24 protein-coding genes are annotated in these 24,972 nt (G+C 63.8%); 20 read left to right on the top strand and 4 right to left on the bottom strand.

Features of this window, described 5'->3' with window-relative positions; translation table 11 throughout:
* Window positions 1-88: 88 nt before the first annotated feature.
* The 9 genes from LB565_RS07625 to LB565_RS07585 all read left to right on the top strand — a co-directional run bounded on the left by LB565_RS07625 (window position 89) and on the right by LB565_RS07585 (window position 8,639).
* A complete protein-coding gene (locus LB565_RS07625) occupies window positions 89-412 on the top strand; it encodes an FtsB family cell division protein (RefSeq protein ID WP_095818097.1) in 324 nt (107 codons plus the stop codon).
* A gap of 175 nt (window positions 413-587) precedes the next feature.
* Window positions 588-1,625, top strand: coding sequence for a pyruvate dehydrogenase (acetyl-transferring) E1 component subunit alpha (pdhA, locus tag LB565_RS07620; RefSeq protein ID WP_224582508.1), 1,038 nt, complete (start codon window positions 588-590; stop codon window positions 1,623-1,625).
* A 15-nt stretch (window positions 1,626-1,640) separates the two neighbouring features.
* Window positions 1,641-3,035, top strand: coding sequence for a pyruvate dehydrogenase complex E1 component subunit beta (locus tag LB565_RS07615; protein WP_224582507.1), 1,395 nt, complete (start codon window positions 1,641-1,643; stop codon window positions 3,033-3,035).
* 18 nt (window positions 3,036-3,053) lie between these two features.
* Window positions 3,054-4,421, top strand: a complete 1,368-nt coding sequence (locus LB565_RS07610) for a pyruvate dehydrogenase complex dihydrolipoamide acetyltransferase (protein ID WP_224582506.1) — start codon at window positions 3,054-3,056, stop codon at window positions 4,419-4,421.
* Between the two features lie 133 nt (window positions 4,422-4,554).
* On the top strand, window positions 4,555-5,193 hold the full coding sequence (locus LB565_RS07605; RefSeq protein ID WP_224582505.1) for an SGNH/GDSL hydrolase family protein: 639 nt from the start codon (window positions 4,555-4,557) through the stop codon (window positions 5,191-5,193).
* 27 nt (window positions 5,194-5,220) lie between these two features.
* Window positions 5,221-6,669: a dihydrolipoyl dehydrogenase gene (lpdA, locus tag LB565_RS07600; RefSeq protein ID WP_224582504.1), complete on the top strand. Its 1,449-nt coding sequence runs from the start codon at window positions 5,221-5,223 to the stop codon at window positions 6,667-6,669.
* 156 nt (window positions 6,670-6,825) lie between these two features.
* Window positions 6,826-7,083 (top strand): GlsB/YeaQ/YmgE family stress response membrane protein, encoded by a 258-nt coding sequence (locus tag LB565_RS07595; RefSeq protein ID WP_095765464.1) that lies wholly within the window; start codon window positions 6,826-6,828, stop codon window positions 7,081-7,083.
* A 128-nt stretch (window positions 7,084-7,211) separates the two neighbouring features.
* On the top strand, window positions 7,212-8,177 hold the full coding sequence (gene lipA / locus LB565_RS07590) for a lipoyl synthase (protein WP_095765463.1): 966 nt from the start codon (window positions 7,212-7,214) through the stop codon (window positions 8,175-8,177).
* A gap of 6 nt (window positions 8,178-8,183) precedes the next feature.
* Window positions 8,184-8,639 carry a type II toxin-antitoxin system RatA family toxin gene (locus tag LB565_RS07585; protein ID WP_224582503.1) on the top strand — a complete coding sequence of 152 codons (456 nt, stop codon included), beginning with the start codon at window positions 8,184-8,186 and terminating at the stop codon, window positions 8,637-8,639.
* Here LB565_RS07585 and LB565_RS07580 read toward each other — a convergent pair.
* Both LB565_RS07580 and LB565_RS07575 read right to left on the bottom strand, forming a co-directional pair.
* The gene (locus LB565_RS07580) at window positions 8,636-9,124 is read right to left on the bottom strand and encodes a CinA family protein (RefSeq protein WP_224582502.1); all 489 of its coding nucleotides are present in this window, start codon (window positions 9,122-9,124) and stop codon (window positions 8,636-8,638) included. The genes LB565_RS07585 and LB565_RS07580 overlap by 4 nt on opposite strands.
* The gene (locus LB565_RS07575) at window positions 9,121-10,350 is read right to left on the bottom strand and encodes a bifunctional 2-C-methyl-D-erythritol 4-phosphate cytidylyltransferase/2-C-methyl-D-erythritol 2,4-cyclodiphosphate synthase (protein WP_224582501.1); all 1,230 of its coding nucleotides are present in this window, start codon (window positions 10,348-10,350) and stop codon (window positions 9,121-9,123) included. Before LB565_RS07575 ends, LB565_RS07580 begins: the two co-directional genes overlap by 4 nt.
* A gap of 140 nt (window positions 10,351-10,490) precedes the next feature.
* Here LB565_RS07575 and dusB point away from each other — a divergent pair, with 140 nt between their 5' ends.
* The 8 genes from dusB (at window position 10,491) to hflX (ending at window position 20,674) form a co-directional block, all read left to right on the top strand.
* Entirely contained in the window at window positions 10,491-11,519 is a 1,029-nt protein-coding gene (gene dusB / locus LB565_RS07570) for a tRNA dihydrouridine synthase DusB (RefSeq protein WP_224582500.1), read from the top strand.
* Window positions 11,516-12,658, top strand: coding sequence for a two-component system sensor histidine kinase NtrB (locus tag LB565_RS07565; RefSeq protein WP_224582499.1), 1,143 nt, complete (start codon window positions 11,516-11,518; stop codon window positions 12,656-12,658). Before dusB ends, LB565_RS07565 begins: the two co-directional genes overlap by 4 nt.
* The gene (gene ntrC / locus LB565_RS07560) at window positions 12,655-14,115 is read left to right on the top strand and encodes a nitrogen regulation protein NR(I) (protein WP_224582498.1); all 1,461 of its coding nucleotides are present in this window, start codon (window positions 12,655-12,657) and stop codon (window positions 14,113-14,115) included. The genes LB565_RS07565 and ntrC overlap by 4 nt, the downstream gene beginning before the upstream one ends.
* 121 nt (window positions 14,116-14,236) lie before the next feature.
* A complete protein-coding gene (locus LB565_RS07555; RefSeq protein WP_224582497.1) occupies window positions 14,237-16,528 on the top strand; it encodes a sensor histidine kinase NtrY-like in 2,292 nt (763 codons plus the stop codon).
* The gene (locus tag LB565_RS07550) at window positions 16,518-17,879 is read left to right on the top strand and encodes a sigma-54-dependent transcriptional regulator (protein WP_224582496.1); all 1,362 of its coding nucleotides are present in this window, start codon (window positions 16,518-16,520) and stop codon (window positions 17,877-17,879) included. Before LB565_RS07555 ends, LB565_RS07550 begins: the two co-directional genes overlap by 11 nt.
* A 154-nt stretch (window positions 17,880-18,033) precedes the next feature.
* Window positions 18,034-18,897 (top strand): D-amino-acid transaminase, encoded by an 864-nt coding sequence (locus tag LB565_RS07545; RefSeq protein WP_224582495.1) that lies wholly within the window; start codon window positions 18,034-18,036, stop codon window positions 18,895-18,897.
* 142 nt (window positions 18,898-19,039) lie between these two features.
* On the top strand, window positions 19,040-19,285 hold the full coding sequence (hfq, locus tag LB565_RS07540) for an RNA chaperone Hfq (RefSeq protein WP_006202172.1): 246 nt from the start codon (window positions 19,040-19,042) through the stop codon (window positions 19,283-19,285).
* Window positions 19,286-20,674, top strand: coding sequence for a GTPase HflX (gene hflX, locus LB565_RS07535; RefSeq protein ID WP_224582494.1), 1,389 nt, complete (start codon window positions 19,286-19,288; stop codon window positions 20,672-20,674).
* A gap of 8 nt (window positions 20,675-20,682) precedes the next feature.
* Here hflX and mazG read toward each other — a convergent pair whose 3' ends face one another.
* Window positions 20,683-21,507 (bottom strand): nucleoside triphosphate pyrophosphohydrolase, encoded by an 825-nt coding sequence (gene mazG / locus LB565_RS07530; RefSeq protein WP_224582493.1) that lies wholly within the window; start codon window positions 21,505-21,507, stop codon window positions 20,683-20,685.
* Between the two features lie 82 nt (window positions 21,508-21,589).
* Complete coding sequence (locus LB565_RS07525) at window positions 21,590-22,774, bottom strand: aromatic amino acid transaminase (protein WP_224582492.1); 1,185 nt, start codon at window positions 22,772-22,774, stop codon at window positions 21,590-21,592.
* Window positions 22,775-22,906: 132 nt separating this feature from the next.
* On the opposite strand from LB565_RS07525, the gene LB565_RS07520 reads away from it, so the two are divergent.
* The 3 genes from LB565_RS07520 to LB565_RS07510 are packed head-to-tail and all read left to right on the top strand — an operon-like array spanning window position 22,907 to window position 24,944.
* Window positions 22,907-23,440, top strand: coding sequence for a sigma-70 family RNA polymerase sigma factor (locus tag LB565_RS07520; RefSeq protein WP_411970616.1), 534 nt, complete (start codon window positions 22,907-22,909; stop codon window positions 23,438-23,440).
* Window positions 23,437-24,210 carry an anti-sigma factor family protein gene (locus LB565_RS07515; RefSeq protein ID WP_224582490.1) on the top strand — a complete coding sequence of 258 codons (774 nt, stop codon included), beginning with the start codon at window positions 23,437-23,439 and terminating at the stop codon, window positions 24,208-24,210. The genes LB565_RS07520 and LB565_RS07515 overlap by 4 nt, the downstream gene beginning before the upstream one ends.
* A gap of 17 nt (window positions 24,211-24,227) precedes the next feature.
* Window positions 24,228-24,944, top strand: a complete 717-nt coding sequence (locus LB565_RS07510) for a Bax inhibitor-1/YccA family protein (RefSeq protein ID WP_224582489.1) — start codon at window positions 24,228-24,230, stop codon at window positions 24,942-24,944.
* Window positions 24,945-24,972: the final 28 nt, after the last annotated feature.

The raw sequence follows: 24,972 nt of genomic DNA, 5'->3' as shown, positions 1-24,972 counted from the left end.
AACAGGTCGTCCGTAACCGTCCATTAAGCACAATCGGGCGAAATACGACTCATGGCCGCTTGCGTTCGCGGCCGCGAGGGTTCGGGTCATGTGGACACGTCAGCACAAGCAGAGAAACACCGGCAGGCTAATCATCCCTTCGCTTTGCGTGCTCTTCCTGGCCTATTTCGGCTTCCATGCCTATCACGGCGAGTTCGGCATCTACTCCAAATATCGGCTCGAGGCCCGGGCGGTTGAACTGCAGGCCCAGCTTGATGCCGTGAAGGCGCGCCGGATCGACTTCGAGCGCCGTGTCCAGCTGATGCATGAGGGCACGCTGGAGAAGGACATGCTTGACGAGCAGGCCCGAAAGGCGCTCAATCTGTCCCAGCCCGACGAAATTACCATCATGCTGCCCGCCCCAACGAAATAACCGAATTACGGTTAATCGCCCTTATTTGCAATGATTATAATCGCTTAGATGCATGCCAGCCATGCATTTTTCAGCATGGCGCAATGCATCCTTGCATGTTAGCCTCGCGCAAATCGGTGGGGAGGCGATCGATCTCCCTGAATGTCCGCAAAGAGACGCCAACAGGGAGTGACGCATGGCCACCGCCGCCAAAAAAGCGCCCGCCAAATCCAGATCCGACAAACAGCCCAATCTGTCAGCACCCAAGCCCGCTGATTTCACCAAGGAAGAAGAGCTTTCCGCCTACCGGCACATGCTCTTGATCCGCCGCTTCGAGGAGAAGGCCGGCCAGCTCTACGGCATGGGCTTCATCGGCGGCTTCTGCCATCTCTATATCGGCCAGGAGGCCGTCGTCACTGGCATGAAGATGGCGCTGGTCGAAGGCGACCAGATGATCACCGCCTATCGCGACCACGGCCATATGCTGGCGATGGAACTGTCGCCGCGCGGCGTCATGGCTGAGCTCACCGGCCGCCGCGGCGGCCTGTCGAAGGGCAAGGGCGGCTCCATGCACATGTTCTCCAAGGAGAAGCATTTCTATGGTGGCCACGGCATTGTCGGCGCGCAGGTGTCGCTCGGCACCGGTCTCGCCTTCGCCAACCGCTACCGCGACAACAAGAACGTATCGCTGACCTATTTCGGCGATGGCGCTGCCAACCAGGGGCAGGTCTATGAAAGCTTCAACATGGCCTCGCTGTGGAAGCTGCCGGTGATCTACATCATCGAGAACAACCGCTACGCCATGGGCACGTCCGTGTCGCGCTCGTCGGCCGAGACCGACTTCTCCAACCGCGGCGCCTCCTTCAAGATCCCCGGCATCCAGGTCGATGGCATGGACGTGCGCGCCGTGAAGGCCGCGGGCGACCTCGCTGCCGAATGGTGCCGCGCCGGCAATGGCCCGCTGATCCTCGAGATGCAGACCTACCGCTATCGCGGCCATTCGATGTCCGACCCGGCGAAATACCGCTCCAAGGAGGAAGTGCAGAAGATGCGCTCCGAGCACGACCCGATCGAGCAGGTCCGGGTGCGGCTGCTCGACAAGAAGTGGGCAAGCGAGGACGAGCTCAAGGCCATCGACAAGGAAGTCCGTGACATCGTCGCCGACGCCGCCGAATTCGCCCAGAACGACGCCGAGCCGGATCCGTCCGAGCTCTGGACCGACATCGTACTCTAAGGAGAGGGCAAGGACATGCCGATCGAAATTCTCATGCCCGCGCTCTCGCCGACGATGGAAGAGGGCAATCTTTCCAAATGGCTGAAGAGCGAAGGCGATAAGATCGTCGCCGGCGATGTCATCGCCGAGATCGAGACCGATAAGGCGACGATGGAAGTCGAAGCCGTCGACGAAGGCACGCTGGCCAAGATCGTGGTTCCTGCCGGCACCGAAGGCGTCAAGGTCAACGCGGTCATCGCCGTGCTCGCCGTCGACGGCGAGGATGTCGACGAGGCCGGCGAAGGCATCGGCGAAGAAGAACCCGCCAAGGCTGAGAAAGCCGCACCGGCCCCGGCCCCCGCCGCGGCCAAAAGCGAGACTGCCGCTCCTGTCGCCGCCGCGCCGAAGACGGAGATCGCGGCGGACCCGGACATTCCCGCCGGCACCGAGATGGTTTCGACCACGGTGCGCGAAGCGCTGCGTGACGCGATGGCCGAGGAAATGCGCCGCGACGGCGACGTCTTCGTCATGGGCGAGGAGGTCGCCGAATACCAGGGTGCCTACAAGATCACGCAAGGCCTGCTGCAGGAATTCGGGCCGCGCCGCGTCGTCGACACGCCGATCACCGAGCACGGCTTTGCCGGCGTCGGCGTCGGCGCCGCGATGGCCGGGCTTAAGCCGATCGTCGAGTTCATGACCTTCAACTTCGCCATGCAGGCGATCGACCAGATCATCAACTCGGCCGCCAAGACGCTCTATATGTCCGGCGGCCAGATGGGCGCGCCGATCGTGTTCCGTGGTCCCAACGGTGCGGCGGCCCGCGTCGCCGCGCAGCACTCGCAGTGCTATGCCGCCTGGTACAGCCATATTCCCGGCCTGAAGGTGGTGATGCCCTATACGGCCGCCGACGCCAAAGGCCTGCTCAAGGCGGCGATCCGCGATCCGAACCCGGTCATCTTCCTCGAGAACGAGATCCTCTACGGCCATTCCTTCGATGTGCCGAAGCTCGACGACTTCGTGCTGCCGATCGGCAAGGCGCGCGTCCATAAGCAGGGCAAGGATGTGACGATCGTCTCGTTCGGCATCGGCATGACCTATGCGGTCAAGGCGGAGGCCGAGCTGCGCGGCATGGGCATCGATGCCGAGATCATCGATCTCAGAACCGTCCGGCCGCTCGACTTCGACACGATCATCGCCTCGGTGAAGAAAACCAACCGTCTCGTGGTGGTGGAAGAAGGTTTTCCGCAGAACTCGGTCGGCGATCACATCGCCAACCAGGTCTCGCAGCGCGCCTTCGACTTCCTCGATGCGCCGGTGATCACCATCGCCGGCAAGGACGTGCCGATGCCGTACGCGGCGAACCTCGAGAAGCTGGCGCTGCCAAACGTCGGCGAAGTCGTCGAGGCCGTCAAAGCCGTTACCTATCGCTGAGCCGGTCGGGAGGACATCATGCCAATCAACATCACCATGCCGGCGCTCTCTCCGACCATGGAAGAGGGCAATCTGTCAAAATGGCTGGTCAAGGAAGGCGATAAGGTTTCGCCGGGTGACGTGATCGCCGAGATCGAGACCGACAAGGCGACGATGGAAGTCGAGGCCGTCGATGAAGGCACGGTCGCCAAGCTTGTGGTTCCGGCTGGCACCGAGGGCGTCAAGGTCAACGCGCTGATCGCCATCCTGGCTGGTGAAGGCGAGGATGCCGCGGCCGCCGCCAAGAGCGGCGGCGCCGCCGCGCCCAAGGCCGAAGCGCCGAAAGCCGACGCCCCGAAGCCCGAAGCGCCCAAGGAAGCAGCCAAACCGGCGGCAGCCGCTGCGACGCCTGCACCGGCGAAGGTTGAGTCCGCTCCCGTCGCCAACGGCCACGCCGCCGGCGATCGCGTCTTCGCATCGCCGCTGGCCCGCCGCATCGCCAAGGATGCCGGCGTCGACGTGAAGGCGCTGACCGGTTCCGGCCCGCATGGCCGCGTGGTGAAGGTCGATGTCGAGGCGGCGATCGCTTCAGGCGGCGTTCCGGCTGCGAAGGCGCCCGCCGGCGCCCCATCCGCTCCGGCGCCTGCACCCAAGCCGATGTCGGACGACCAGGTGCTGAAGTTGTTCGCCGAGGGCTCCTACGAACTCGTGCCGCATGACAACATGCGCAAGACCATCGCGCGCCGCCTGGTCGAGGCGAAATCCACCATCCCGCATTTCTATTTGACGCTGGACTGCGAGCTCGATGCGCTGCTTGCGTTGCGCACGCAGTTGAATGCCGCCGCACCAATGAGGAAGACCGAGAAGGGCGAAGCTCCGGCCTACAAGCTCTCGGTCAACGACATGGTGATCAAGGCCATGGCCATGGCGCTGATGGCGGTGCCGGATGCCAACGCCTCCTGGACCGAGAACGCCATGATCAAGCACAAGCACGCCGATGTCGGCGTTGCCGTCTCGATCCCCGGCGGCCTGATCACGCCGATCATCCGGCATGCGGATGAAAAGACGCTGTCGGTCATTTCCAACGAGATGAAGGACCTGGCAAGCCGCGCCCGCAGCCGCAAGCTGAAGCCGGAAGAATATCAGGGCGGCACGACGGCGGTGTCCAATCTCGGCATGTTCGGCGTCAAGGACTTCGCCGCCGTCATCAACCCGCCGCACGCGACGATCCTGGCGGTTGGCGCAGGCGAGGAGCGGGCAGTGGTGAAGAACGGCGAGATCAGAATAGCCACCGTGATGTCGGTGACCTTGTCGACCGACCACCGTGCCGTCGACGGCGCGCTTGGCGCGGAGCTGCTCGGCGCCTTCAAGCGCTTGATCGAAAACCCTATGGGCATGCTGGTGTAAGAAGGGAAAAGGCGGTGCGGAAATCCTTCACCAGCCTTTTCGCCTTGATCATTTTCAATCCCGACGGCGAGCTCTTCTCACGACGGCGCGGCAGGCGCTCGCAGCCGGGTTTCGGCAAGTGTGGGGCAACCGCATGAAGACAATTCTCTGCTACGGCGACTCCCTGACCTGGGGCTACGACGCCGCCAACCTCGGCCGCCATGCGCTGGAGGACCGCTGGCCGAGCGTTCTCGGGGCCGAACTCGGGGGCGGCGTCGAGGTCATCGCCGAAGGCCTCAACGGCCGCACCACGGCATTCGACGACCATCTGGCTGGTGCCGATCGCAATGGCGCCCGCGTCCTGCCGACGATCCTGACCAGTCATGCGCCGCTTGATCTCGTCATCATTATGCTCGGCGCCAACGACATGAAGCCCTGGATCCACGGCAATCCGGTCGCCGCCAAGCAGGGCATGGAGCGGCTGATCAACATCGTGCGCGGCCATGACTATCCGTTCGACTGGCCGGCGCCACAGATCCTCATTGTCGCGCCCCCTGTCGTGACACGCACCGACAATGCCGAATTCAAGGAGATGTTCGCCGGCGGTGACGACGCGTCCAAGCGGCTGGCACCGCAGTATTCCGCGCTGGCAGACGAGGCCGGCTGCGGTTTCTTCGACGCCGGCACCGTCGCCACCACCACGCCGCTCGACGGCGTCCATCTCGATGTCGAGAACACGCGTAGGATCGGCCAGGCTCTGGCGCCGCTCGTGCGCATCATGCTCTCACTCTAACCTTCAGAAAGATCAGGGAGAAAACCCGTGGCTGAATCCTACGACGTCATCATCATCGGCTCGGGCCCGGGCGGCTATGTCACGGCGGTGCGTTCCGCCCAGCTCGGCTTCAAGACGGCAATCGTCGAGCGCGAGCATCTGGGCGGCATCTGCCTCAACTGGGGCTGCATCCCCACCAAGGCGCTGCTGCGTTCGGCCGAGATCATGCATTATTCGGATCATTTGAAGGATTACGGGCTGAAGCTTGAAAGCGGTAAAATCATCCCCGACACCGCCGCCGTGGTCGACCGCTCGCGAAAAGTGTCGCTACGGCTCAACACCGGCGTCGGCTTCCTGATGAAGAAGAACAAGGTCGATATCATCTGGGGCGAGGCAAAGCTTTCGAAGCCGGGTGAGCTCGTCGTCTCGAAAACCGCGAAGAAGGCGATGGAACCGCAGCCGCCGGTGCCGAAGGGCGTCAAGGGCGAGGGCACCTACACGGCCAAGCACATCATCCTGGCGACCGGTGCCAGGCCGCGCGCGCTGCCCGGCATCGAGCCGGACGGCAAGCTGATCTGGACTTATTTCGAGGCGATGGTGCCGAAGGAAATGCCGAAGTCGCTGCTGGTGATGGGCTCGGGCGCCATCGGCATCGAATTCGCCTCTTTCTACCGCACCATGGGCGCCGACGTGACGGTGGTCGAGCTGCTGCCGGCGGTGATGCCGGTCGAGGACGCCGAGGTCTCGAAATTCGCGCAAAAACAGTTCGAGAAGCAGGGCATGAAGATCCTCCTCGAGGCCAAGGTGACCAAGGTTGAAAAGGGCGCCAATTCGGTCACCGCGCATGTCGAGATGAAGGACGGCAAGGTCGAGAAGATCACCGCCGACCGCATGATCTCGGCCGTCGGCGTGCAGGGCAACATCGAGAATCTCGGCCTGGAAGCGCTTGGCGTGAAGACGGACCGCGGCTGCGTGGTCGTCGACGGCTACGGCAAGACCAATGTGCCCGGCATCTACGCGATCGGCGACGTGGCCGGCCCGCCTATGCTCGCCCACAAGGCCGAGCACGAAGGTGTGGTCTGTGTCGAGAAAATCGCCAATTTCCCAGGCGTGCACCCCATCGACAAGCTGAAGATCCCGGGCTGCACTTATTGCAGCCCGCAGGTCGCGTCCGTCGGCCTGACAGAAGCGAAGGCCAAGGCGGAAGGCAAGGATATCCGCGTCGGCCGCTTCCCGTTCAGCGCCAACGGCAAGGCCATCGCGCTCGGCGAGGACCAGGGCTTCGTCAAAACCATCTTCGACAAGAAGACCGGGCAACTGCTCGGCGCGCATATGGTCGGCGCCGAGGTGACGGAACTCATCCAGGGTTTTGTGGTGGCTATGAACCTGGAGACGACTGAGGAAGAGCTGATGCATACGATCTTCCCGCATCCGACACTGTCGGAGATGATGAAGGAGAGCGTGCTCGACGCCTATGGCCGCGTTTTGAACGCATGACAGGTCACCAATCGGTGATAAGTCACCAATCGGTGATCGATGGCCAATCCGTGCTAAATTGGTCGGGCGAGACTCACACGCGGCAGCCGGAGAAAGCTGACGGCAAGGCGGTTCGTATCCGGATTCATTTTCACCTGATCGAGGAGGAATTGGCACATGCATATGAATGGCGTCGGCTGGATCGCAGCCATCATCGTCGGCGGCCTAGCGGGCTGGCTGGCCGAGATGGTCATGAAGAGCAACACCGGTATCTTCATGAACATCATCATGGGGATCGTCGGTGCGATAGTGCTGAACGCGATCCTGCAGGCTCTCAACATCCAGTCCTTCGGCGTCGGCTGGGTCGCCTATCTGATTACCGGCTTCATCGGCGCCTGCCTGCTGATCTTCGTCGGACGGCTCGTGCGTCGCTGACCCAAAGCCACCGTTATGCGAAAATGGCCGTGGCGGCATGCGCTGCCGCGGCCTTTTTCTTTGTCCCGAAAAGTCCTAGATGACGAAAGACAGGCGGCTGGCGAAATCGCGGCCGCGAAGGGTTTGAGATGGTCACAGTCGTAGACACGATCGCCAACCGGCCGCGCCCGCGGCATCCCGAGAAGGCGCACAGGCCCGACCAGGAGGTGCTGCGCAAGCCCGACTGGATCCGGGTCAAAGCGCCGGTTTCGAAGGGCTATGCCGAAACGCGCGAGATCGTGAAGTCGCACAAGCTGGTAACGGTGTGCGAGGAAGCCGGCTGCCCGAATATCGGCGAGTGCTGGGACAAGAAGCACGCCACCTTCATGATCATGGGCGAGATCTGCACGCGCGCCTGCGCCTTCTGCAATGTCGCGACCGGCATCCCGACCGCGCTCGATCCGGATGAGCCGGCGCGCGTGGCGCATGCCGTAAAGCAGATGGGATTGAGCCACGTCGTCATCACCTCCGTCGACCGTGACGATCTGGCCGACGGCGGCGCGCAGCATTTCGCCGATGTCATCCGCGCCATCCGCAAGGCAACGCCTTCGACGACGATCGAGATCCTGACGCCCGACTTCCTGCGCAAGGACGGCGCGCTGGAAATCGTCGTCGCGGCCAAGCCCGACGTCTTCAACCACAATCTTGAAACCGTGCCGTCGAATTACCTGACGGTTCGCCCCGGCGCGCGTTATTTCCACTCGATCCGGCTTTTGCAGCGGGTCAAGGAACTCGACCCGTCGATCTTCACCAAATCCGGCATCATGGTCGGCCTCGGCGAGGAGCGGAACGAGGTGCTGCAGTTGATGGACGATCTGCGTTCGGCCAATGTCGACTTCATGACCATCGGCCAGTATCTGCAGCCTTCCAAGAAGCACCATCCGGTGATCCGCTTTATCCCGCCGGACGAGTTCAAGTCCTATGAGACGATCGGCAAGACGAAGGGTTTTCTCCTCATGGCGTCGAGCCCGCTGACGCGCTCCTCGCACCATGCCGGCGAGGATTTCGCCAGGCTGCGCGCGGCGCGCGAGGCGCAGCTCGCGAAGGCCAGCTGACCTTCAATGCCGAAATTCGAGGCGACACGCCACGTCGCGCATACCCCCGACGAGATGTTCGCGCTGGTGGCGGACATTGAGGCTTACCCGCAATTCCTGCCGCTCTGCGAATCGCTCACCGTGCGCTCGCGCAAGGAGCGTGACGGCCGCACCATCCTGGTTGCCGACATGAGCATCGGCTACAAGGCGATCCGCGAGACCTTCACGACCCAGGTGCTGCTGAAGCCTGACGAGAAAGCGATCGACGTCAAATACATAGACGGCCCGTTCAAATATCTCAGCAACATCTGGCGCTTCGACCCCGCGGCGAGAGGCTGCGAGGTGCATTTCTTCATCGACTACGAATTCAAGAGCCGGATACTCGGCGCCGTGATGGGCACGATGTTCGACCGTGCCTTCCGCATGTTCTCGGAAGCCTTCGAGAAACGGGCAAACGTGATTTACGGTGTAAAGCCCGCCTAACGTTCGCCCAGCGCCCGCAACCCGAGTTGCAGCGCGTGCCGCACTGTCTCATGCCGGATGAATTCGCGGCCCTTGTGGCCGAACAATTGCCGCTCCGCGACGATCGGCTGTCCGGCAAGCGCTATCCCGAACCAGACAAGGCCGACCGGCTTATCGGCCGAGCCGCCGCTGGGGCCGGCAATGCCGGTGACGGCGAGCGACAGGCTTGCTTGCGAATGCGTCAGCGCGCCCGCGGCCATCTCCAGCACCGTCTCGCGCGAGACCGCGCCATGCGCGTCGAGCGTGGCCTTGGAAACGCCGAGCATCTCCATCTTGGCTTCGTTGGAATAGGTGATGAAGCCGCGATCGACCACGGCGGAAGACCCGGCGATATCGGTCAGCGCGGCTATGATCAGGCCGCCGGTGCAGCTTTCGGCCGTCGCCAGCATGATGCCGCGCTGCTGGCAAGCCTGGAGCAGGGCATTTGCGAGTTCGGCGTTGCTCATGCCGGCACGTCTCCCGGATAGACGACGCTGGCCGTGGCGATCGCGGCGATGCCTTCGCCGCGCCCGACAAAGCCGAGCTTCTCGTTGGTCGTGGCCTTGATCGAAATGCGCTCGGGCGCAATGCCGAGCATGGCCGAAAGCGTCTCCGTCATCGCCGCGCGATGCGGCCCGACGCGCGGCGCCTCGCAGATCAGCGTGACGTCGGCATTGGCGATGCGGCCGCCGCGCTCGCGCACCAGCTTGGCCGCGTGCTCGACGAAAATCTTCGAGGCAGCACCCTTCCATTGCGGATCGGACGGTGGGAAATGCGTGCCGATATCGCCAGCGCCGCAGGTCGCGAGCAGCGCGTCCGTCAGCGCGTGAAGCCCGACATCGGCGTCCGAATGGCCGGACAGTTTTCGCTCATAGGGAATGGCGACGCCGCAGAGCGTTACATGGTCGCCGGGCTCGAACGCGTGCACATCATAGCCATTGCCGGTGCGAATATCCGGGAAGCGCTGCTGCGCGCTCGAAAGCCGCTGGTCGGCCAATGCGATGTCCCTTGCCCAGGTGAGTTTGACGTTGTCCGGCGATCCGGGAACAATCTTGACCGGTATCTGTGCCCATTCGGCGATCGCCGCGTCGTCGGTGAACTCGGTCTTGCCCAGGTGATGCGCTTTCTCATGCGCGGCGAGCAGCGGCCAGAACGGAAAACCCTGCGGCGTTTGCGCGGCATGAAGGCCGGCCCTCGACACCGTCTCATCGATCATGCCGGCCGCCGATTCCCGCTTCAGCGTGTCAGCTACGGGCAGTGCCGGCAGCGCGCCCTGGCGCTCGCCGATGGCTTCGATGGTGCGGTCGATCAGCCCGGCGTCGACGAAGGGTCGCACAGCGTCATGCACCAGCACTTTTGCCGGTGCCTGCTCCCTCAGCGCCAGGAGGCCGAGCCGGACGGACGCCTGGCGCGAAGGGCCGCCGATCACGGCGACAAGACGATTGCCATGCGCTTCGGCCGCGCGTTGGAAGAGTTCGGCGTCGTCGGCATGGATGGCCACGACCACGGGACCGATCATCGGATGGGAGAGGAAGATATCCAGCGTATGCGCGATGACGGCACGGCCGCCGATGCGCTGATATTGCTTCGGACCGTCGGCCTGCCCCGCGCGCGCGCCACGGCCGGCGGCAACGATCACCACCCCGATCCCGCCGCGTGGGGCGGCCGCTTGCTTTTCGCTTGCCTCGCTCATTCCGATCGGTCCTAGTCGGGGTGATGGCCGAAGGCCAGCATTTTCCAAAATGCGCCTTAATGTGGCGTCATTGCGCGTTGCACAATGCCACACTTCTGGCTAGAGAATGTGCAACGATCGAACATGCTTGGTTTTTGTGCATGGCTGAACTGACCACATTGGCATCGCCACTTGATGTCGGCGGGATAAAAATCCGCAATAGGGTTTTCCTGGCGCCGATGTCCGGCATCACCGACGAGCCGTTCCGGCAGCGTGCCCACGCGCATGGCGCGGGGCTGGTCGTTTCGGAAATGGTGGCGAGCGGCGAGTTGGCCAAGGGCAGGGCCGGCTGCGACCTGCGCATCCGCCATTCCGGCCTGCCGGTGCATATGGTGCAGCTCGCCGGCCGCGAGGCGATCCATATGGGCGAGGGCGCGCGAATCGCGGCGGGCGAGGGCGCCGATATCATTGACATCAACATGGGCTGCCCGGCGAAGAAGGTGACCGGCGGCTATGCCGGCTCGGCGCTGATGCGCGACCTCGACCACGCCCTGTCGCTGATCGAGGCGGTAGTCCGCGCCGTATCGGTGCCGGTGACGGTGAAGATGCGGCTCGGCTGGGACGAGAGCGCGCTCAACGCGCCGATGCTGGCGCGCCGCGCCGAACAGGCCGGCGTCAGGATGGTGACCGTGCACGGCCGCACACGCTGCCAGTTCTATCAGGGCAAGGCCGACTGGCGCGCCATCGCGCGCGTCAAGCAAGCCGTTTCGATCCCGGTGGTGGCCAATGGCGATGTCGGCTCGCCGGAAGAGGCGGCGATCATCCTCGAACAGTCCGGCGCCGACGCGGTGATGATCGGCCGCGCGCATTACGGCGCGCCGTGGGTCGCGGGCAACATTGCGGCCGCCGCGACTGGCGCATCCGCTCAAGGCATTCCGCAAACGCCACAGACGCTCGCCGACTATGTCGTCTCGCATTACGAGGACATGCTCTCGCTCTACGGCATAGAAAGCGGGCTGCGCCAGGCGCGCAAGCATCTCGGCTGGTATCTCGACCGCCATGCTCCCGATGTTTCAGCCGAGCAGCGCAAAGCCATTCTCACGTCCTTCGAGCCGAGCGAGGTCATTGCAGGCTTGCGCAGTGTGTTTGCCGACAGTTCGCCATCGATCAGCTTGCGGAGCGCCGCATGAAGGCCGATGTTTCCCGGCAGGCCGATATGGCGGATGCCGCCAATATCGTGCTCAACACCATCCGCCGCCCGGTGATCATGGTCGATCCCGACGGCTTCGTCACTTTCGCCAACGCCGATGCCGAGGACTTCTTCCGCTCCAGCGCGAATATGCTTGCCCGCAACACGCTCGCCAAGCTGGTGCCCTTCGGCAGCCCATTGCTGACGCTGGTCGACCAGGTGCGCGAGCGCCGCGCGCCGGTCAACGAATACCGCGTCGACGTGTCGTCGCCGCGTCTCGGCATCGAGAAGATGGTCGATCTCTATGTCGCGCCGGTGCCGGAGTTTCCGGGCTCGGTCGTCGTCATGTTCCAGGAACGGTCGATGGCCGACAAGATCGACCGCCAGATGACGCACCGCGGTGCCGCGCGCTCCGTCACCGGTCTTGCCGCGATGCTCGCCCATGAGATCAAGAACCCGCTCTCCGGCATCCGCGGCGCTGCCCAGTTGCTCGAGCTTTCCGCTTCCGACGAGGATCGCGCGCTGACCCGCCTGATCACCGACGAAACCGACCGTATCGTCTCGCTGGTCGACCGCATGGAAGTGTTTTCCGACGAGCGGCCGATCGAGCGTTACCCGGTCAACATCCACGTCGTGCTCGATCATGTGAAGGCGATTGCCAAGAACGGTTTTGCAAGGCGAATTAAGATTTTGGAGGAATATGATCCATCATTGCCTCCGGTCTTCGCCAACCGCGACCAGCTGATCCAGGTCTTCCTCAATCTGGTCAAGAACGCCGCCGAGGCGATCGGCGCCGACCCGCAGGGCGAGATCGTGCTGTCGACGGCCTTCCGCCCCGGCATCCGCGTCTCCGTGCCTGGCACGCAGGACCGGGTCTCGCTGCCGCTGGAATTCTGCGTGCATGACAACGGCCCCGGCGTTTCCGAGGACATCCTGCCGATCCTGTTCGATCCGTTCATCACCACAAAGCCGAACGGCTCCGGCCTCGGGCTGGCCCTGGTCGCCAAGATCGTCGGCGAGCATGGCGGCATCATCGAATGCGATTCGACGCCGCGCGGCACCAATTTCCGCGTCCTGATGCCGGCCTGGAAAGAGATTTCGCAAGGCTCGGGCGACGAAGCTGAAGGAGACCGCAAATGAGCGCTCGCGGCAATATTCTGGTCGCCGACGACGATGCGGCGATCCGCACCGTGCTCAATCAGGCGCTGTCACGCGTCGGCCACGAGGTGCGCGTGACCTCCAATGCCTCGACGCTGTGGCGCTGGGTCGCGGCGGGCGAGGGCGATCTCGTCATCACCGATGTGGTGATGCCCGACGAAAACGCCTTCGACATGCTGCCGCGCATCAAGAAGGCGCGACCAGAGCTGCCGGTCATAGTGATGAGCGCCCAGAACACCTTCATGACCGCTATTCGCGCCTCCGAGACCGGCGCCTACGAATATCTGCCGAAACCGTTCGACCTGACCGAACTGCTCAACATCGTCAACCGGGCGCTGGCCGAGCCGAAGCGGCCGAAGCTCGATGCCCGCGCGGAAGACCAACCGGAGACGATGCCGCTGGTCGGCCGCTCCGCCGCCATGCAGGACATCTACCGCATGCTGGCGCGCATGATGCAGACCGACCTCACGGTCATGATCAGCGGCGAGTCCGGCACCGGCAAGGAACTGGTGGCGCGCGCGCTGCATGAATATGGCCGTCGCCGCGGCGGCCCGTTCGTGGCCATCAACATGGCGGCGATCCCACGCGACCTCATCGAATCGGAGTTGTTCGGCCATGAGAAAGGCGCCTTCACCGGCGCCCAGAACCGCTCCAGCGGCCGGTTCGAACAGGCGGAGGGCGGCACGCTGTTTCTCGACGAGATCGGCGACATGCCGATGGAAGCGCAGACGCGGCTTCTGCGCGTGCTGCAGCAGGGCGAATATACCACCGTCGGCGGCCGCACGCCGATCAAGACCGATGTGCGCATCGTCGCGGCCACCAACAAGGACCTGCGCACGCTGATCAACCAGGGCCTGTTCCGCGAGGATCTGTTCTACCGTCTCAATGTCGTGCCGCTCAGGCTGCCGGCGCTGCGCGAGCGTTCCGAGGACATTCCCGACCTAGTGCGGCACTTCTTCAAGCAGGGCGCCAGCGAGGGCCTGCAGACCAAGCGCATATCGTCCGGCGGCATCGAGCTCATGAAGCGCTATCCCTGGCCGGGCAATGTTCGCGAGCTGGAAAACCTGGTGCGCCGGCTGGCCGCCCTCTACTCGCAGGACGAAATTTCGTCGGAGATCATCGACTCCGAGCTCAAGACCGGCGAAAGGCCGGTCGTGCCGGACGGCGGCGCGCTCATCCCTGACGATCTGTCGATCGGCCAGGCGGTCGAGCATTTCCTGCAGCGTTATTTCGCCTCCTTCGCCGGCGAATTGCCGCCGGCCGGGCTCTACCAGCGCATTCTTGCCGAGGTCGAGTATCCGCTGGTGCTGGCTTCGATGACGGCGACACGCGGCAACCAGATCAAGGCCGCGGAGCTTCTCGGGCTCAACCGCAACACGCTGCGCAAGAAGATCCGCGAGCTTGGCGTCAACGTCTACAAGTCGGCCAGGCAGCCGTAGCGTCACCTCATCCCCTCGGTGAATTTTGTCTGGGAAAGATTATCTTCCCGGCCACACTTGTTGCATAATCGCCACAATGCGTTGCATACATCCGACGCGATGACCGACTGTGTACCACTACATGGCAGCTGAGGCTCCGACCCTGAACCAACAGCTTTTCAACCAGACCGGCACGCGTGACGGGCGGCGGTTGCTGGCGTTGCCCGGCGTGGTCGCCATTGCCGGCGCGATAATCACGGCGGCCATCTCGTTTGCGATCCTGGTCGGCGCAACGCCGATCGCGCCGACCGCCGACGCGACCTGGGCCTTGATCGCGGCCAATGCCGTCTTTGTCCTGTTCCTGATCGCCTTGATTGCCCGCGAGGTGCGTCGCATCGTCCTGGCGCGGCGCCACGGCAGGGCTGCCTCGCGGCTGCATGTGCGCATCGTCGCCATGTTCGCGCTGGTTGCCGCCATCCCGGCCATCATGGTGGCGATCATCGCCTCGATCACGCTCGACATCGGCCTGGACCGCTGGTTCGAAATCCGCACCAAGACGATCGTCAACTCGTCGCTGTCGATTGCCGACGCCTATGTGCAGGAGAACGCGCGCAACCTCCAGGGTACGACATTGTCGATGGCCTACGATCTCGATGCCTCGCGCACGCTCTACGGCCTCGACAAGGGCGGCTTCCTCGACCTGTTGAACAAGGAAGCTGTCGGCCGCGGACTGGCGCATGCGGCCCTGATCAAGCCGGACGGCTCGTTCGTCATGAACGCCAGGACCGACGCCGATTTCCCCATGCCGGAGCCGCCCACGGGCGCTGTCGACACCGCGGCCGATGGCAAGCCGGTGCTGATCGAGCCGCGCACCCGCAACATCATGGGCGCCATCATCAAACTGCGCGAGATCGAGGGGCTTTACCTCTACACGATCCGGCTGGTCGATCCCGACGTGATCAAGGCGCGCCAGATCGTCAGGGGCAACACCGACGAATACCGCAACCTGGAAGACAATCGCCGGACCTCGCAGGTCGCCTTCGCGTTGCCTTATCTGTCGCTCACGCTGATCATCACGCTTTCGGCAATCTGGACCGGCATTGCGGTCGCCGACCGGATCGTGCGGCCGATCCGCCAGCTGATCGGCGCAGCCGACGAGGTGGCGACCGGCAATCTCGATGTTGCCGTTCCCGTGCGTCAGTCCGATGGCGACGTCGCTTCGCTCGGCGAGACCTTCAACAACATGATCCTGGAGCTCAAATCGCAACGCAACGAGCTGCTCTCGGCCAAGGATCTGATCGACGAGCGCCGGCGGTTTTCCGAGGCGGTGCTCGCCGGCGTCACGGCCGGCGTCATCGGCGTCGACCCCTACGGCACCATCACCATCGTCAATCGCTCGGCCGAGACCATGCTGACCATTTCGGCAAATGCGACGCTCGGCCAGAATCTTTCGGCGGTCCTGCCGCTTGTCGGTCGCGTGTTCGAGATCGGGCGGCAGTCCGGCAAGCCGGTCTATCGCGAGCAGGTGACCTTCTTCCGCACCGGCCTGGAGCGCACCTTCAATGTCCAGGTCACGGTCGAATCCGGCGACGACGGCGAGGAGGAGAAATCCTATGTGGTCACCGTCGACGACATCACAGATCTTGTCCAGGCGCAGCGTTCGTCGGCCTGGGCGGATGTGGCGCGGCGCATCGCGCATGAGATCAAAAACCCGCTGACGCCGATCCAGCTCTCGGCCGAGCGCATCAGGCGCCGCTACGGCAAGGTCATCACCGAGGACCGCGAGGTCTTCGACCAGTGCACCGACACCATCATCCGCCAGGTCGAGGACATCGGCCGCATGGTCGACGAGTTCTCGGCCTTCGCCCGCATGCCGAAGCCGGAGATGAAGGCGATAGATCTTCGCGAGTCGTTGCGCGAGGCGTCCTTCCTGGTCGAGGTCAGCCGCTCCGACATCACCTTCGAACGCGACTTCGGCAGCGAGCCGTTGAAAGGCACTTTCGACAGCCGCCTGATGGCTCAGGCCTTTGGCAACGTCATCAAGAACGCGGCCGAGGCGATCGACGGACTTGATGCGAAAGGCCGTTCGGACGGCACAATCCGGATTCAGGCCGGACGCCAAGATGGCGCCATACGAATCGACGTTATCGACAACGGCAAGGGGCTGCCGCGCGAGAATCGCCAAAGGCTTCTCGAGCCCTATATGACGACGCGCGAAAAGGGCACTGGGCTTGGCCTCGCTATCGTCAAGAAGATCGTGGAGGACCATGGCGGCCGTCTCGAATTGCACGACGCGCCGCCGGATTTCCATGGTGGCCGGGGCGCGATGATCTCGATCATCCTGCCGCCGGCAACGGTCGTAGCCGCGCCGCCACGCGGTGAAGGCCGAAACGAACACGAACGAGAAACTGAAAAGGTCGATAATGGCGTCTGACATTCTCATCGTCGATGACGAGGAAGACATCCGCGAACTTGTCGCCGGTATACTGAGCGACGAGGGTCATGAAACCCGCACGGCACATGATGCCGATAGCGCGCTTGCGGCGATCGCCGATCGCGCGCCGCGGCTGATTTTCCTCGACATCTGGCTGCAGGGCTCGCGCCTCGACGGCCTAGCGCTGCTCGACGAGATCAAGACCATGCATCCCAGCATGCCGGTGGTGATGATCTCCGGCCACGGCAACATCGAAACGGCGGTGTCGGCCATCCGGCGCGGCGCCTACGACTTCATCGAGAAACCGTTCAAGGCCGATCGCCTGATCCTGATCGCCGAGCGCGCCCTGGAGACATCCAAGCTGCGGCGTGAGGTTTCCGATCTCAAGCAGCGCAGCGGCGAGACCTTCGACCTGATCGGCATGTCGTCGGCCATGAGCCAGCTGCGGCAGACCATCGAGCGCGTCGCGCCCACCAACAGCCGCGTCATGATCGTCGGCCCTTCCGGCTCCGGCAAGGAACTGACGGCGCGCGCCATCCACGCGCTGTCGTCGCGCAAGACCGGTCCGTTCGTCACGCTAAGCGCGGCCACCATCACGCCCGAGCGCATGGAGATCGAGCTGTTCGGCACCGAATCGAACGGCACCGAGCGCAAGGTCGGCGCGCTGGAAGAAGCGCATCGCGGCATCCTCTACATCGACGAAGTCGCCGATATGCCGCGCGAGACGCAAAACAAAATCCTGCGCGTGCTGGTCGAGCAGCAGTTCGAGCGGGTAGGCGGCACCAAGCGCGTCAAGGTCGATGTCCGCATCATCTCCTCGACCTCGCAGAACCTCGAGGCGATGATCGCCGACGGCCGCTTCCGGGAGGACCTCTACCATCGCCTGGCGGTGGTTCCGGTCATGGTGCCGGGGCTCGCCGAGCGGCGCGAGGACATCCCCTACCTTGTCGACAATTTCATGAAGCAGATCGCGCGCCAGGCCGGCATCAAGCCGCGCCGCATCGGCGATGATGCGCTGGCCGTGCTGCAGGCGCATAACTGGCCGGGCAATGTTCGCCAGCTGCGCAACAATGTCGAACGACTGATGATCCTGGCGCGAGGGGACAATCCCGATGCTCCGATCACGGCCGACCTTCTGCCCTCCGAGATCGGCGACGTCATGCCACGCACGCCCAACCAATCGGACCAGCACATCATGGCGCTGCCGCTGCGCGAGGCACGCGAGCAGTTCGAGAAGGACTATCTGATCGCCCAGATCAACCGCTTCGGCGGCAACATCTCGAAGACGGCCGAATTCATCGGCATGGAACGGTCCGCCTTGCATCGCAAGCTGAAGTCGCTCGGCGTCTAGGCAATCCCACGAAAAGTGTGCAGCGGTTAGGCTCGGCGGCTCCGCCGTAGCTTTTCGTCCCGAATTGCATAGAACCGGCTTGGCCCACGCGATTGTTCATTACGGCCAGGGGCGGAATCACCTAAGAAAGCCGGATATTTCCCTGAGGATGCCCATGCCGCGCATTGCCTATGTCAACGGCCGCTATGTCGCCCATGCCCAAGCCAGCGTCCATATCGAGGACCGCGGCTACCAGTTCGCGGACGGCGTCTATGAGGTCTGCGAAGTGGCGCACGGCCATATCGTCGACATGCCGCGCCATCTTGCCCGGCTCAAGCGCTCGCTGAAGGAACTGTCGATCGCCTGGCCGGTCTCGGAAGGGGTGTTGCCGATGCTGCTGCGCGAGGTGGTCAATCGCAACGGCGTGGTCAACGGCCTGGTCTATTTGCAGGTGACGCGCGGCGTCGCCAGCCGCGAATTCGTTTTTCCGCCGGCAGGCACGAAATCTTCCCTGGTCATAACCGCCAGGAAAGCCGATCCGGCCGCGAGTGCAAAGCGGGTGGAGAGCGGCATCAAGGTCATCACCGTTCCGGAGAACCGCTGGGACCGTGTCGACATCAAGAGCACGGGCCTCTTGCCCAATGTGCTCGCCAAGCAGAAGGCCAAGGAAGCGGGTGCCCAGGAAGCCTGGTTCGTCGATACCGATGGCAACGTCAAGGAAGGCGGCTCGTCAAACGCCTGGATCGTCACCCGCGACGGCGTCCTGGTGACCCGGCCGGCCGAGCACGGCATCCTGCGCGGCATTACCCGCACGACGCTTTTCGATGTCGCCGCCAAGCTCGGCCTCAAGATCGAGGAGCGCGGCTTTTCGGTCGCCGAAGCCAAGGCAGCCAGGGAGGCGTTCATCAGTTCGGCGACGACAATTGCCATGCCGGTGGTCGAAATCGACGGCACGCCGATCGCAAATGGCCATCCCGGTTCTATGACACTTTCGTTGCGGCAGGCCTTTTTTGACATTGCGGAAAAAAGTCCAGCCTGATAACCGCACAACTGGAATGAACCTCAACTATCTCGTTCTGCTTGCCTTTGTATCGGCAAGAGGGGGTTTGCGCGCTTGACAGGTGCCGCGTAATTTGGCGCATTGGCCGCAAACCGAAGGGGATCGGCGAAAGACAAGAAAAATGGCGGAACGATCGCAAAACCTTCAGGACCTGTTCCTGAATTCAGTTCGCAAGAGCAAAAATCCACTTACCATCTTCCTCATCAACGGCGTGAAGCTGACCGGCGTCGTCACTTCGTTCGACAATTTTTGTGTGTTGTTGCGGCGTGACGGGCACTCCCAGCTCGTCTACAAGCACGCTATTTCCACGATCATGCCGAGCCAGCCGGTTCAGATGTTCGATGGCGAGGAAAGCCAGGGCGCCTGATTGGCACGTGAGAAAGACGCGAACCGTAGCGTTCGCGGAAAACAAGGACATCAACTCGGGCCGGAAACCAAGGATCCGACCCGGGCCGTCGTTATTGTGCCGGTGCTTACCCGCCAGCCGCGCGGCGACGATGAATCGAGCCGTCCGCGCCTGAGCCGCTCGGCGGATGCACGCCACGACGAAGCGGTCGGACTTGCCAGCGCCATCGATCTCAACCCGGTTCATACCGCGGTGGTGACGGTTGCCGATCCTCGGCCGGCCACGCTGCTCGGCAGCGGCAAGGTGGCCGAGTTCGCGGATATCGTGAAGGAACGCAAGGCGGAGCTGGTCATCGTCGACCATCCGCTGACGCCGGTGCAGCAGCGCAATCTCGAAAAGGAACTGAACGCCAAGGTGCTCGATCGCACCGGGCTCATCCTCGAGATCTTCGGCGAGCGGGCGCGCACGAAGGAAGGCACGCTGCAGGTCGAGCTTGCGCATCTCAACTACCAGAAGGGCCGGCTGGTGCGAAGCTGGACCCACCTCGAGCGGCAGCGCGGCGGCGCCGGTTTCCTCGGCGGCCCCGGCGAAACCCAGATCGAATCCGACCGTCGCATCCTGCAGGACAAGATCACCAAGCTGAAGCACGAGCTGGAAACGGTGCGGCGCACGCGCGACCTGCACCGCGCCAAGCGCAAGAAGGTGCCGTTTCCGGTGGTGGCGATCGTCGGCTACACCAATGCCGGCAAGTCGACGCTGTTCAACCGGCTGACCGGGGCAGGGGTGCTGGCCGAGGACATGCTGTTCGCAACGCTCGATCCGACGTTGCGGCGCGTGCGGCTGCCGCACGGCACGCCGGTGATCCTGTCGGATACGGTTGGCTTCATTTCCGATCTACCGACGCATCTTGTGGCCGCCTTCCGGGCGACGCTGGAAGAGGTCGTCGAAGCCGATCTGGTGCTGCATCTGCGCGACATCTCCGACCCGGACACAGCCGCCCAAGCGGAAGATGTCGAACGCATCCTTGGCGATCTCGGCGTCGATGCCGCCGATGCGAACCGTGTGATCGAGGTCTGGAACAAGATCGACCTGCTCGACGAAGGCAATCGCGAGCGGCTGCTTGCCGAAGGGGTAAGCGGCAAGTCTCCACCGATCGCCATATCGGCGGTGACCGGCGAGGGCATCGACACGCTGAAAGCGCTCATCGAGGCGCGCGTGTCGGGCGAGCTGGAAACGATGACGGTGACGTTGAGTCCGTCCCAGCTCGGCCAGGTCGACTGGCTCTACCGCAATGGCGATGTCGTTTCGCGCACCGACAATGAAGACGGCAGCGTCACCCTTTCGCTGACGGCCACGCACAGCGCCCGGCAGGAGATAGAGAACCGCCTGCATCGCAAGAGCGGCAGCTAACCGGCTGTTTATTTGGCGCTTTTGGCCTGCTGCCAGAGCGCTTCCATCTCGTCGAGCGTTGCCTTCTCCAGCGAACTGCCAGAAGCCGCCAAGGCCTGCTCGACATAGTGGAAGCGCGAGCGGAACTTTTCATTGGTGCCGCTGAGCGCCGCTTCCGAATCGAGCTTGAGGTGTCGGCCGAGATTGACGACGGCAAACAACATGTCGCCGAACTCGTCCCTGATTGGAGCCGCGTCACCGGTGGCGAGCGCTTCGCGCAATTCGCCGATCTCTTCCTCTATTTTGTCGAGGATCGGGGCTGCTTCGCTCCAGTCGAAGCCGACACGCGCTGCTTTTTCCTGCAGCTTCAGGGCGCGGGTCAGGGCAGGGAGGCCGACCGGCACGCTGTCGAGATAACCCTTGCCGTGATCTTCCGGATCGAGCCCGCGCGCGATGCGGGCGTCGCGCTTCTCGGCCTTTTCGGCTGCCTTGATCTTCTCCCACATGCCCTTGGCCATGCCGGCGCTGCGTGCCTTCTCGTCGCCAAAGACATGCGGATGGCGGCGGATCATCTTGGTGGTGATGGCTTCGACGACATCGCCGAAAGCGAACTCGCCGATCTCCTCAGCCATCTGCGCATGATAGACGACCTGCAGAAGCAGGTCGCCCAGCTCCTCGCGCAGATCGTCGAGATCGCCGCGCGCGATCGCATCGGCCACTTCATAGGCTTCCTCGATCGTATAGGGCGCGATGGTCGAGAAATTCTGCTCGATATCCCAAGGGCAGCCGGTCTTCGGCGCCCGCAGCGCCGCCATGATCTCGATCAGCCGTGAAATGTCTTTCGAGGGTTTCATACAGCAAACCCTAGCGTGCAGCGCGGTGGGCGACCAATCCCGCCGGCCGGCAAATGCCTATTGTCCACAGCTGCGCGGGCTTTCAGTCGAGCACCGAGACGATCGCCTTGGCGAGATCGTCCATGCCCTCCTCCGGCAGGCCGGCCACGTTGATGCGGCTGTCGCCGACCATATAGACGGCGTGCTCGGTGCGCAGGCGTTCGACCTGCGCCTCGGTCAGCCCAAGCCTCGAAAACATGCCGCGATGGCTGGCGACGAAATCGAAGCGGTCGGAGTTGGACTGCCGGCGCAACGCCTCGGCGAAAGCGACGCGCAGCCTGAGCATGCGCAGCCGCATCTCCTCGAGCTCCGTCTCCCAGTCCTTTTTCAGGCCGGCGTCCTCGAGCACCATGCGCACCGCCGCCGCACCGTGATCCGGCGGCATCGAATAAAGCGCGCGCGCCGCCGCCAGCATCTGGCTCGTCGCCACATCCGCCTGGGCGCCGCCCTTGGCCATGATCATCGCCGCACCCACCCGGTCGCGATAGACGGCGAAATTCTTCGAGCAGCTCGAGGCGACGACCATTTCCGGCACCTTGCCGGCCAGCAGCCGCAGGCCGGCGGCATCGGCGTCGAGGCCCTCGCCAAAGCCCTGATAGGCGATGTCGACGAAAGGCACGAGGCCGCGATCCAGCAGGACATCGGCGACCTTGGCCCACTGCGCGATATCGAGGTTGGCGCCGGTCGGGTTATGGCAGCAGCCATGCAGCAGCACGACATCGCCGCTGTTGGCCGTGTTGAGCGCCGCCAGCATCTCGTCGAAGCGGACTGCGCCCGATGCGGCGTCGAAATAAGGATAGTCGCGAACCCGCAAACCAGCGGCGCGCATCACCGGCAGATGGTTCGGCCAGGTCGGGTCGGACAGCCAGACCGTCGCGCCGGGGCGCGTGCGCTGCAGAAGCTCGGCCACCAGCCTGAGCGCGCCGGAGCCGCCCGGCGCCTGCGCCGCGCGGATGCGCGAATGGTCGGCCTTCTCGCCAAAGGCGAGCTTGATCATGGCCGTATTGAAGGTCGTATCGCCGGCAAGGCCGAGATAGGTCTTGGTGTCCTGGCTCGCCAGCAGCCGCTTCTCGGCCTCGCGCACGGCGCGCATCACCGGCGTCTTGCCGTCGATATCCTTGTAGACGCCGACGCCGAGGTCGACTTTGCCGGGCCGTGGATCGTTGCGATAAAGGCCGATCAGGGCAAGGATCTTGTCGGCGGGCGCGGGCTGCAGGGTCTCGAACATCGAAAAGGACTCCAATGGCGGCGGAGTGATACGCAAATCGATCCCGCCGCGCCAGCGGTTTCCGCGGTGCCGGCAACACGAAAGAAATGCCGGGCAGGGGATTAAAATCCCTACATGCTCCGTAAACAGGGCATGAAACGGTCGATGGCACGCTTCGATATCGTCGGGCAGTTGGGATCGCTGCGGCGCTATGCGCGCTCGCTGACGCGCGACAGCACTGAGGCCGAGGATCTCGTGCATGACGCGCTGGTGCGCGCCTATGAGCGGCGCGCGACCTTTCGGTCAAGCGGCAATCTGCGCGCCTGGCTGCTGGCGATCGTACACAACATCTTCATCGACCGCATGCGCTCGCGCCGCTCCGAGACGGCGCGCATCGAACAGGCCGGCCTTGTCGCCGATCAGAGCGTGCCGGCCTCGCAGCACCATTCGGTGCGCCTGTCGCAGGTCCGGGAAGCGTTTCTTTCGCTGCCGGAGGAACAGCGCTCTGCGCTCCATCTCGTCGCCATCGAAGGGCTTTCCTATCAGCAGGCCGCCGAAGTCATCGGCGTGCCGCTCGGAACGCTGATGTCGCGCATCGGCCGCGCGCGTGCCGCGCTGCGCGAGATGGAGGAGGGCGCCGCGCCGAAAACCAGGCCTCATCTCAAGATCGTGGGAGACGATCAATGACCGTCGTTGTCGACCCCGTAACCGATGCCGATCTCGACGCCTATGTCGACGACCAGCTGGATGTCGCCCGCCGCATCGAGGTCGAGGCACACCTCGCCGCGCGTCCGGAAGTGGCGGCGCGCGTGATGTCGGATCTGAGGACCCGCGACGAACTGCGCGTCGCGCTTGCCGGGCCGGTCGGCAGGGCGCGTCCGGCTACGACCGAAGCGGCGCGGCGGCTGGAAAGGGCGCTGGCCAGGGGACGTATGCTTGCCGTGCTGCAGCGGGCGGCGGCCGCGGCCGTTCTGGTCGCGGCAGGCTGGCTGGCCAACGGTATTTTCGGGCCGATCGCCGTCACCAAGGTGGTCGCTTCGACGCAGCCGCCGGCCTATGTCGAGGATGCCGTCAGGGCACACCGGACGACCTTGGTGCGCGAGACGATGCCGTCGCAGCAGGAAGCACCGGGCTACGACGCCGACGAGATCCGTTCCGCCACGGCAATCGTCATGCCGTCGCTGCCCGACGACTGGAAGGTCCGCGACGTCCAGGTCTATCCCTCGCAATTCGGCCCGAGCGTCGAGGTGGCGGTCGAGACCAGGGACCTCGGCCTTGTCTCGCTGTTCGCCATCAGGCCGGGAACATTCGATGTCGTGAAGCCGACGGTTGCGCCAGCCGACGACATCTCAACCGCGTATTTCCAGATCGGCGAGGTTGCCTATGCGGTGGTCGGACGCGGCGACGCCGGCAACCTCGACCGTGCCGCCGAGAAACTCGCCAGAACACTCTACTGAGCACCAAGGAGAACCAAATGAACAGCCCCAATCTGGGATACCGAATGGGCACCGGCGTCCAGGCCGGAGCCGTCTACGACGAGGGCCTGCGCAAGCACATGCTGCGCGTCTACAACTATATGGGCCTCGGCCTCGTCGTCACCGGCCTCGTCGCCTTCTTCGTGGCCTCGACGCCGGCGCTTTATGTGCCGATCTTCTCCAGCCCGCTGAAATGGGTGGTGATGCTGGCGCCGCTCGCCTTCGTCATGATCTTCTCGTTCAAGATGCAGACCATGTCGGCCGCGGGCGCGCAGGCGATGTTCTGGGCCTTCTGCGCGGTCATGGGCCTGTCGCTCGCCTCGGTGTTCCTGGTCTTCACCTCGACCAGCATCGCGCGGACCTTCTTCATCGCTGCCACGATGTTCGGCGCCACCAGCCTTTACGGCTACACGACCAGGCGCGACCTGACGCAGTTCTCGTCCTTCCTGATCATGGGCCTGATCGGCGTGGTGATCGCCAGCATCGTCAACCTGTTCCTCGGTTCGACCGCGCTGCAATTCGCCATCTCGGTGATCGGCATTGCCGTCTTCATCGGCCTCACCGCCTGGGACACGCAGACGATCAAGGAGCAGTATGCGGAGAACTTCGATGCGGAATCGCAGCAGAAGCTCGCCGTCTTCGGCGCCTTCTCGCTCTATCTGAACTTCATCAACATCTTCCAGCTGCTCCTGAATTTCACCGGCGAGCGCGAATAAGCCGGACCATAGCGGTAACGCTGCTGAC

The organism is Mesorhizobium sp. CA14, assembly GCF_020165195.1.
Lineage (GTDB): Bacteria > Pseudomonadota > Alphaproteobacteria > Rhizobiales > Rhizobiaceae > Mesorhizobium.
The sequence above is the reverse complement of the archived record's forward strand: the minus strand, read 5'-3'. Positions and strand labels throughout refer to the sequence as shown.

Excerpts from the sequence above, each read along its gene's own strand:
- LB565_RS07625 (WP_095818097.1), top strand. The coding sequence starts at position 89 with ATGTGGACACGTCAGCACAAGCAGAGAAACACCGGCAGGCTAATCATC.
- pdhA (WP_224582508.1), top strand. The coding sequence starts at position 588 with ATGGCCACCGCCGCCAAAAAAGCGCCCGCCAAATCCAGATCCGACAAA.
- LB565_RS07615 (WP_224582507.1), top strand. The coding sequence starts at position 1,641 with ATGCCGATCGAAATTCTCATGCCCGCGCTCTCGCCGACGATGGAAGAG.
- LB565_RS07610 (WP_224582506.1), top strand. The coding sequence starts at position 3,054 with ATGCCAATCAACATCACCATGCCGGCGCTCTCTCCGACCATGGAAGAG.
- LB565_RS07605 (WP_224582505.1), top strand. The coding sequence starts at position 4,555 with ATGAAGACAATTCTCTGCTACGGCGACTCCCTGACCTGGGGCTACGAC.
- LB565_RS07595 (WP_095765464.1), top strand. The coding sequence starts at position 6,826 with ATGCATATGAATGGCGTCGGCTGGATCGCAGCCATCATCGTCGGCGGC.
- lipA (WP_095765463.1), top strand. The coding sequence starts at position 7,212 with ATGGTCACAGTCGTAGACACGATCGCCAACCGGCCGCGCCCGCGGCAT.
- LB565_RS07585 (WP_224582503.1), top strand. The coding sequence starts at position 8,184 with ATGCCGAAATTCGAGGCGACACGCCACGTCGCGCATACCCCCGACGAG.
- LB565_RS07580 (WP_224582502.1), bottom strand. The coding sequence starts at position 9,124 with ATGAGCAACGCCGAACTCGCAAATGCCCTGCTCCAGGCTTGCCAGCAG.
- LB565_RS07575 (WP_224582501.1), bottom strand. The coding sequence starts at position 10,350 with ATGAGCGAGGCAAGCGAAAAGCAAGCGGCCGCCCCACGCGGCGGGATC.
- dusB (WP_224582500.1), top strand. The coding sequence starts at position 10,491 with ATGGCTGAACTGACCACATTGGCATCGCCACTTGATGTCGGCGGGATA.
- LB565_RS07565 (WP_224582499.1), top strand. The coding sequence starts at position 11,516 with ATGAAGGCCGATGTTTCCCGGCAGGCCGATATGGCGGATGCCGCCAAT.
- ntrC (WP_224582498.1), top strand. The coding sequence starts at position 12,655 with ATGAGCGCTCGCGGCAATATTCTGGTCGCCGACGACGATGCGGCGATC.
- LB565_RS07555 (WP_224582497.1), top strand. The coding sequence starts at position 14,237 with ATGGCAGCTGAGGCTCCGACCCTGAACCAACAGCTTTTCAACCAGACC.
- LB565_RS07550 (WP_224582496.1), top strand. The coding sequence starts at position 16,518 with ATGGCGTCTGACATTCTCATCGTCGATGACGAGGAAGACATCCGCGAA.
- LB565_RS07545 (WP_224582495.1), top strand. The coding sequence starts at position 18,034 with ATGCCGCGCATTGCCTATGTCAACGGCCGCTATGTCGCCCATGCCCAA.
- hfq (WP_006202172.1), top strand. The coding sequence starts at position 19,040 with ATGGCGGAACGATCGCAAAACCTTCAGGACCTGTTCCTGAATTCAGTT.
- mazG (WP_224582493.1), bottom strand. The coding sequence starts at position 21,507 with ATGAAACCCTCGAAAGACATTTCACGGCTGATCGAGATCATGGCGGCG.
- LB565_RS07525 (WP_224582492.1), bottom strand. The coding sequence starts at position 22,774 with ATGTTCGAGACCCTGCAGCCCGCGCCCGCCGACAAGATCCTTGCCCTG.
- LB565_RS07520 (WP_411970616.1), top strand. The coding sequence starts at position 22,907 with ATGAAACGGTCGATGGCACGCTTCGATATCGTCGGGCAGTTGGGATCG.
- LB565_RS07515 (WP_224582490.1), top strand. The coding sequence starts at position 23,437 with ATGACCGTCGTTGTCGACCCCGTAACCGATGCCGATCTCGACGCCTAT.
- LB565_RS07510 (WP_224582489.1), top strand. The coding sequence starts at position 24,228 with ATGAACAGCCCCAATCTGGGATACCGAATGGGCACCGGCGTCCAGGCC.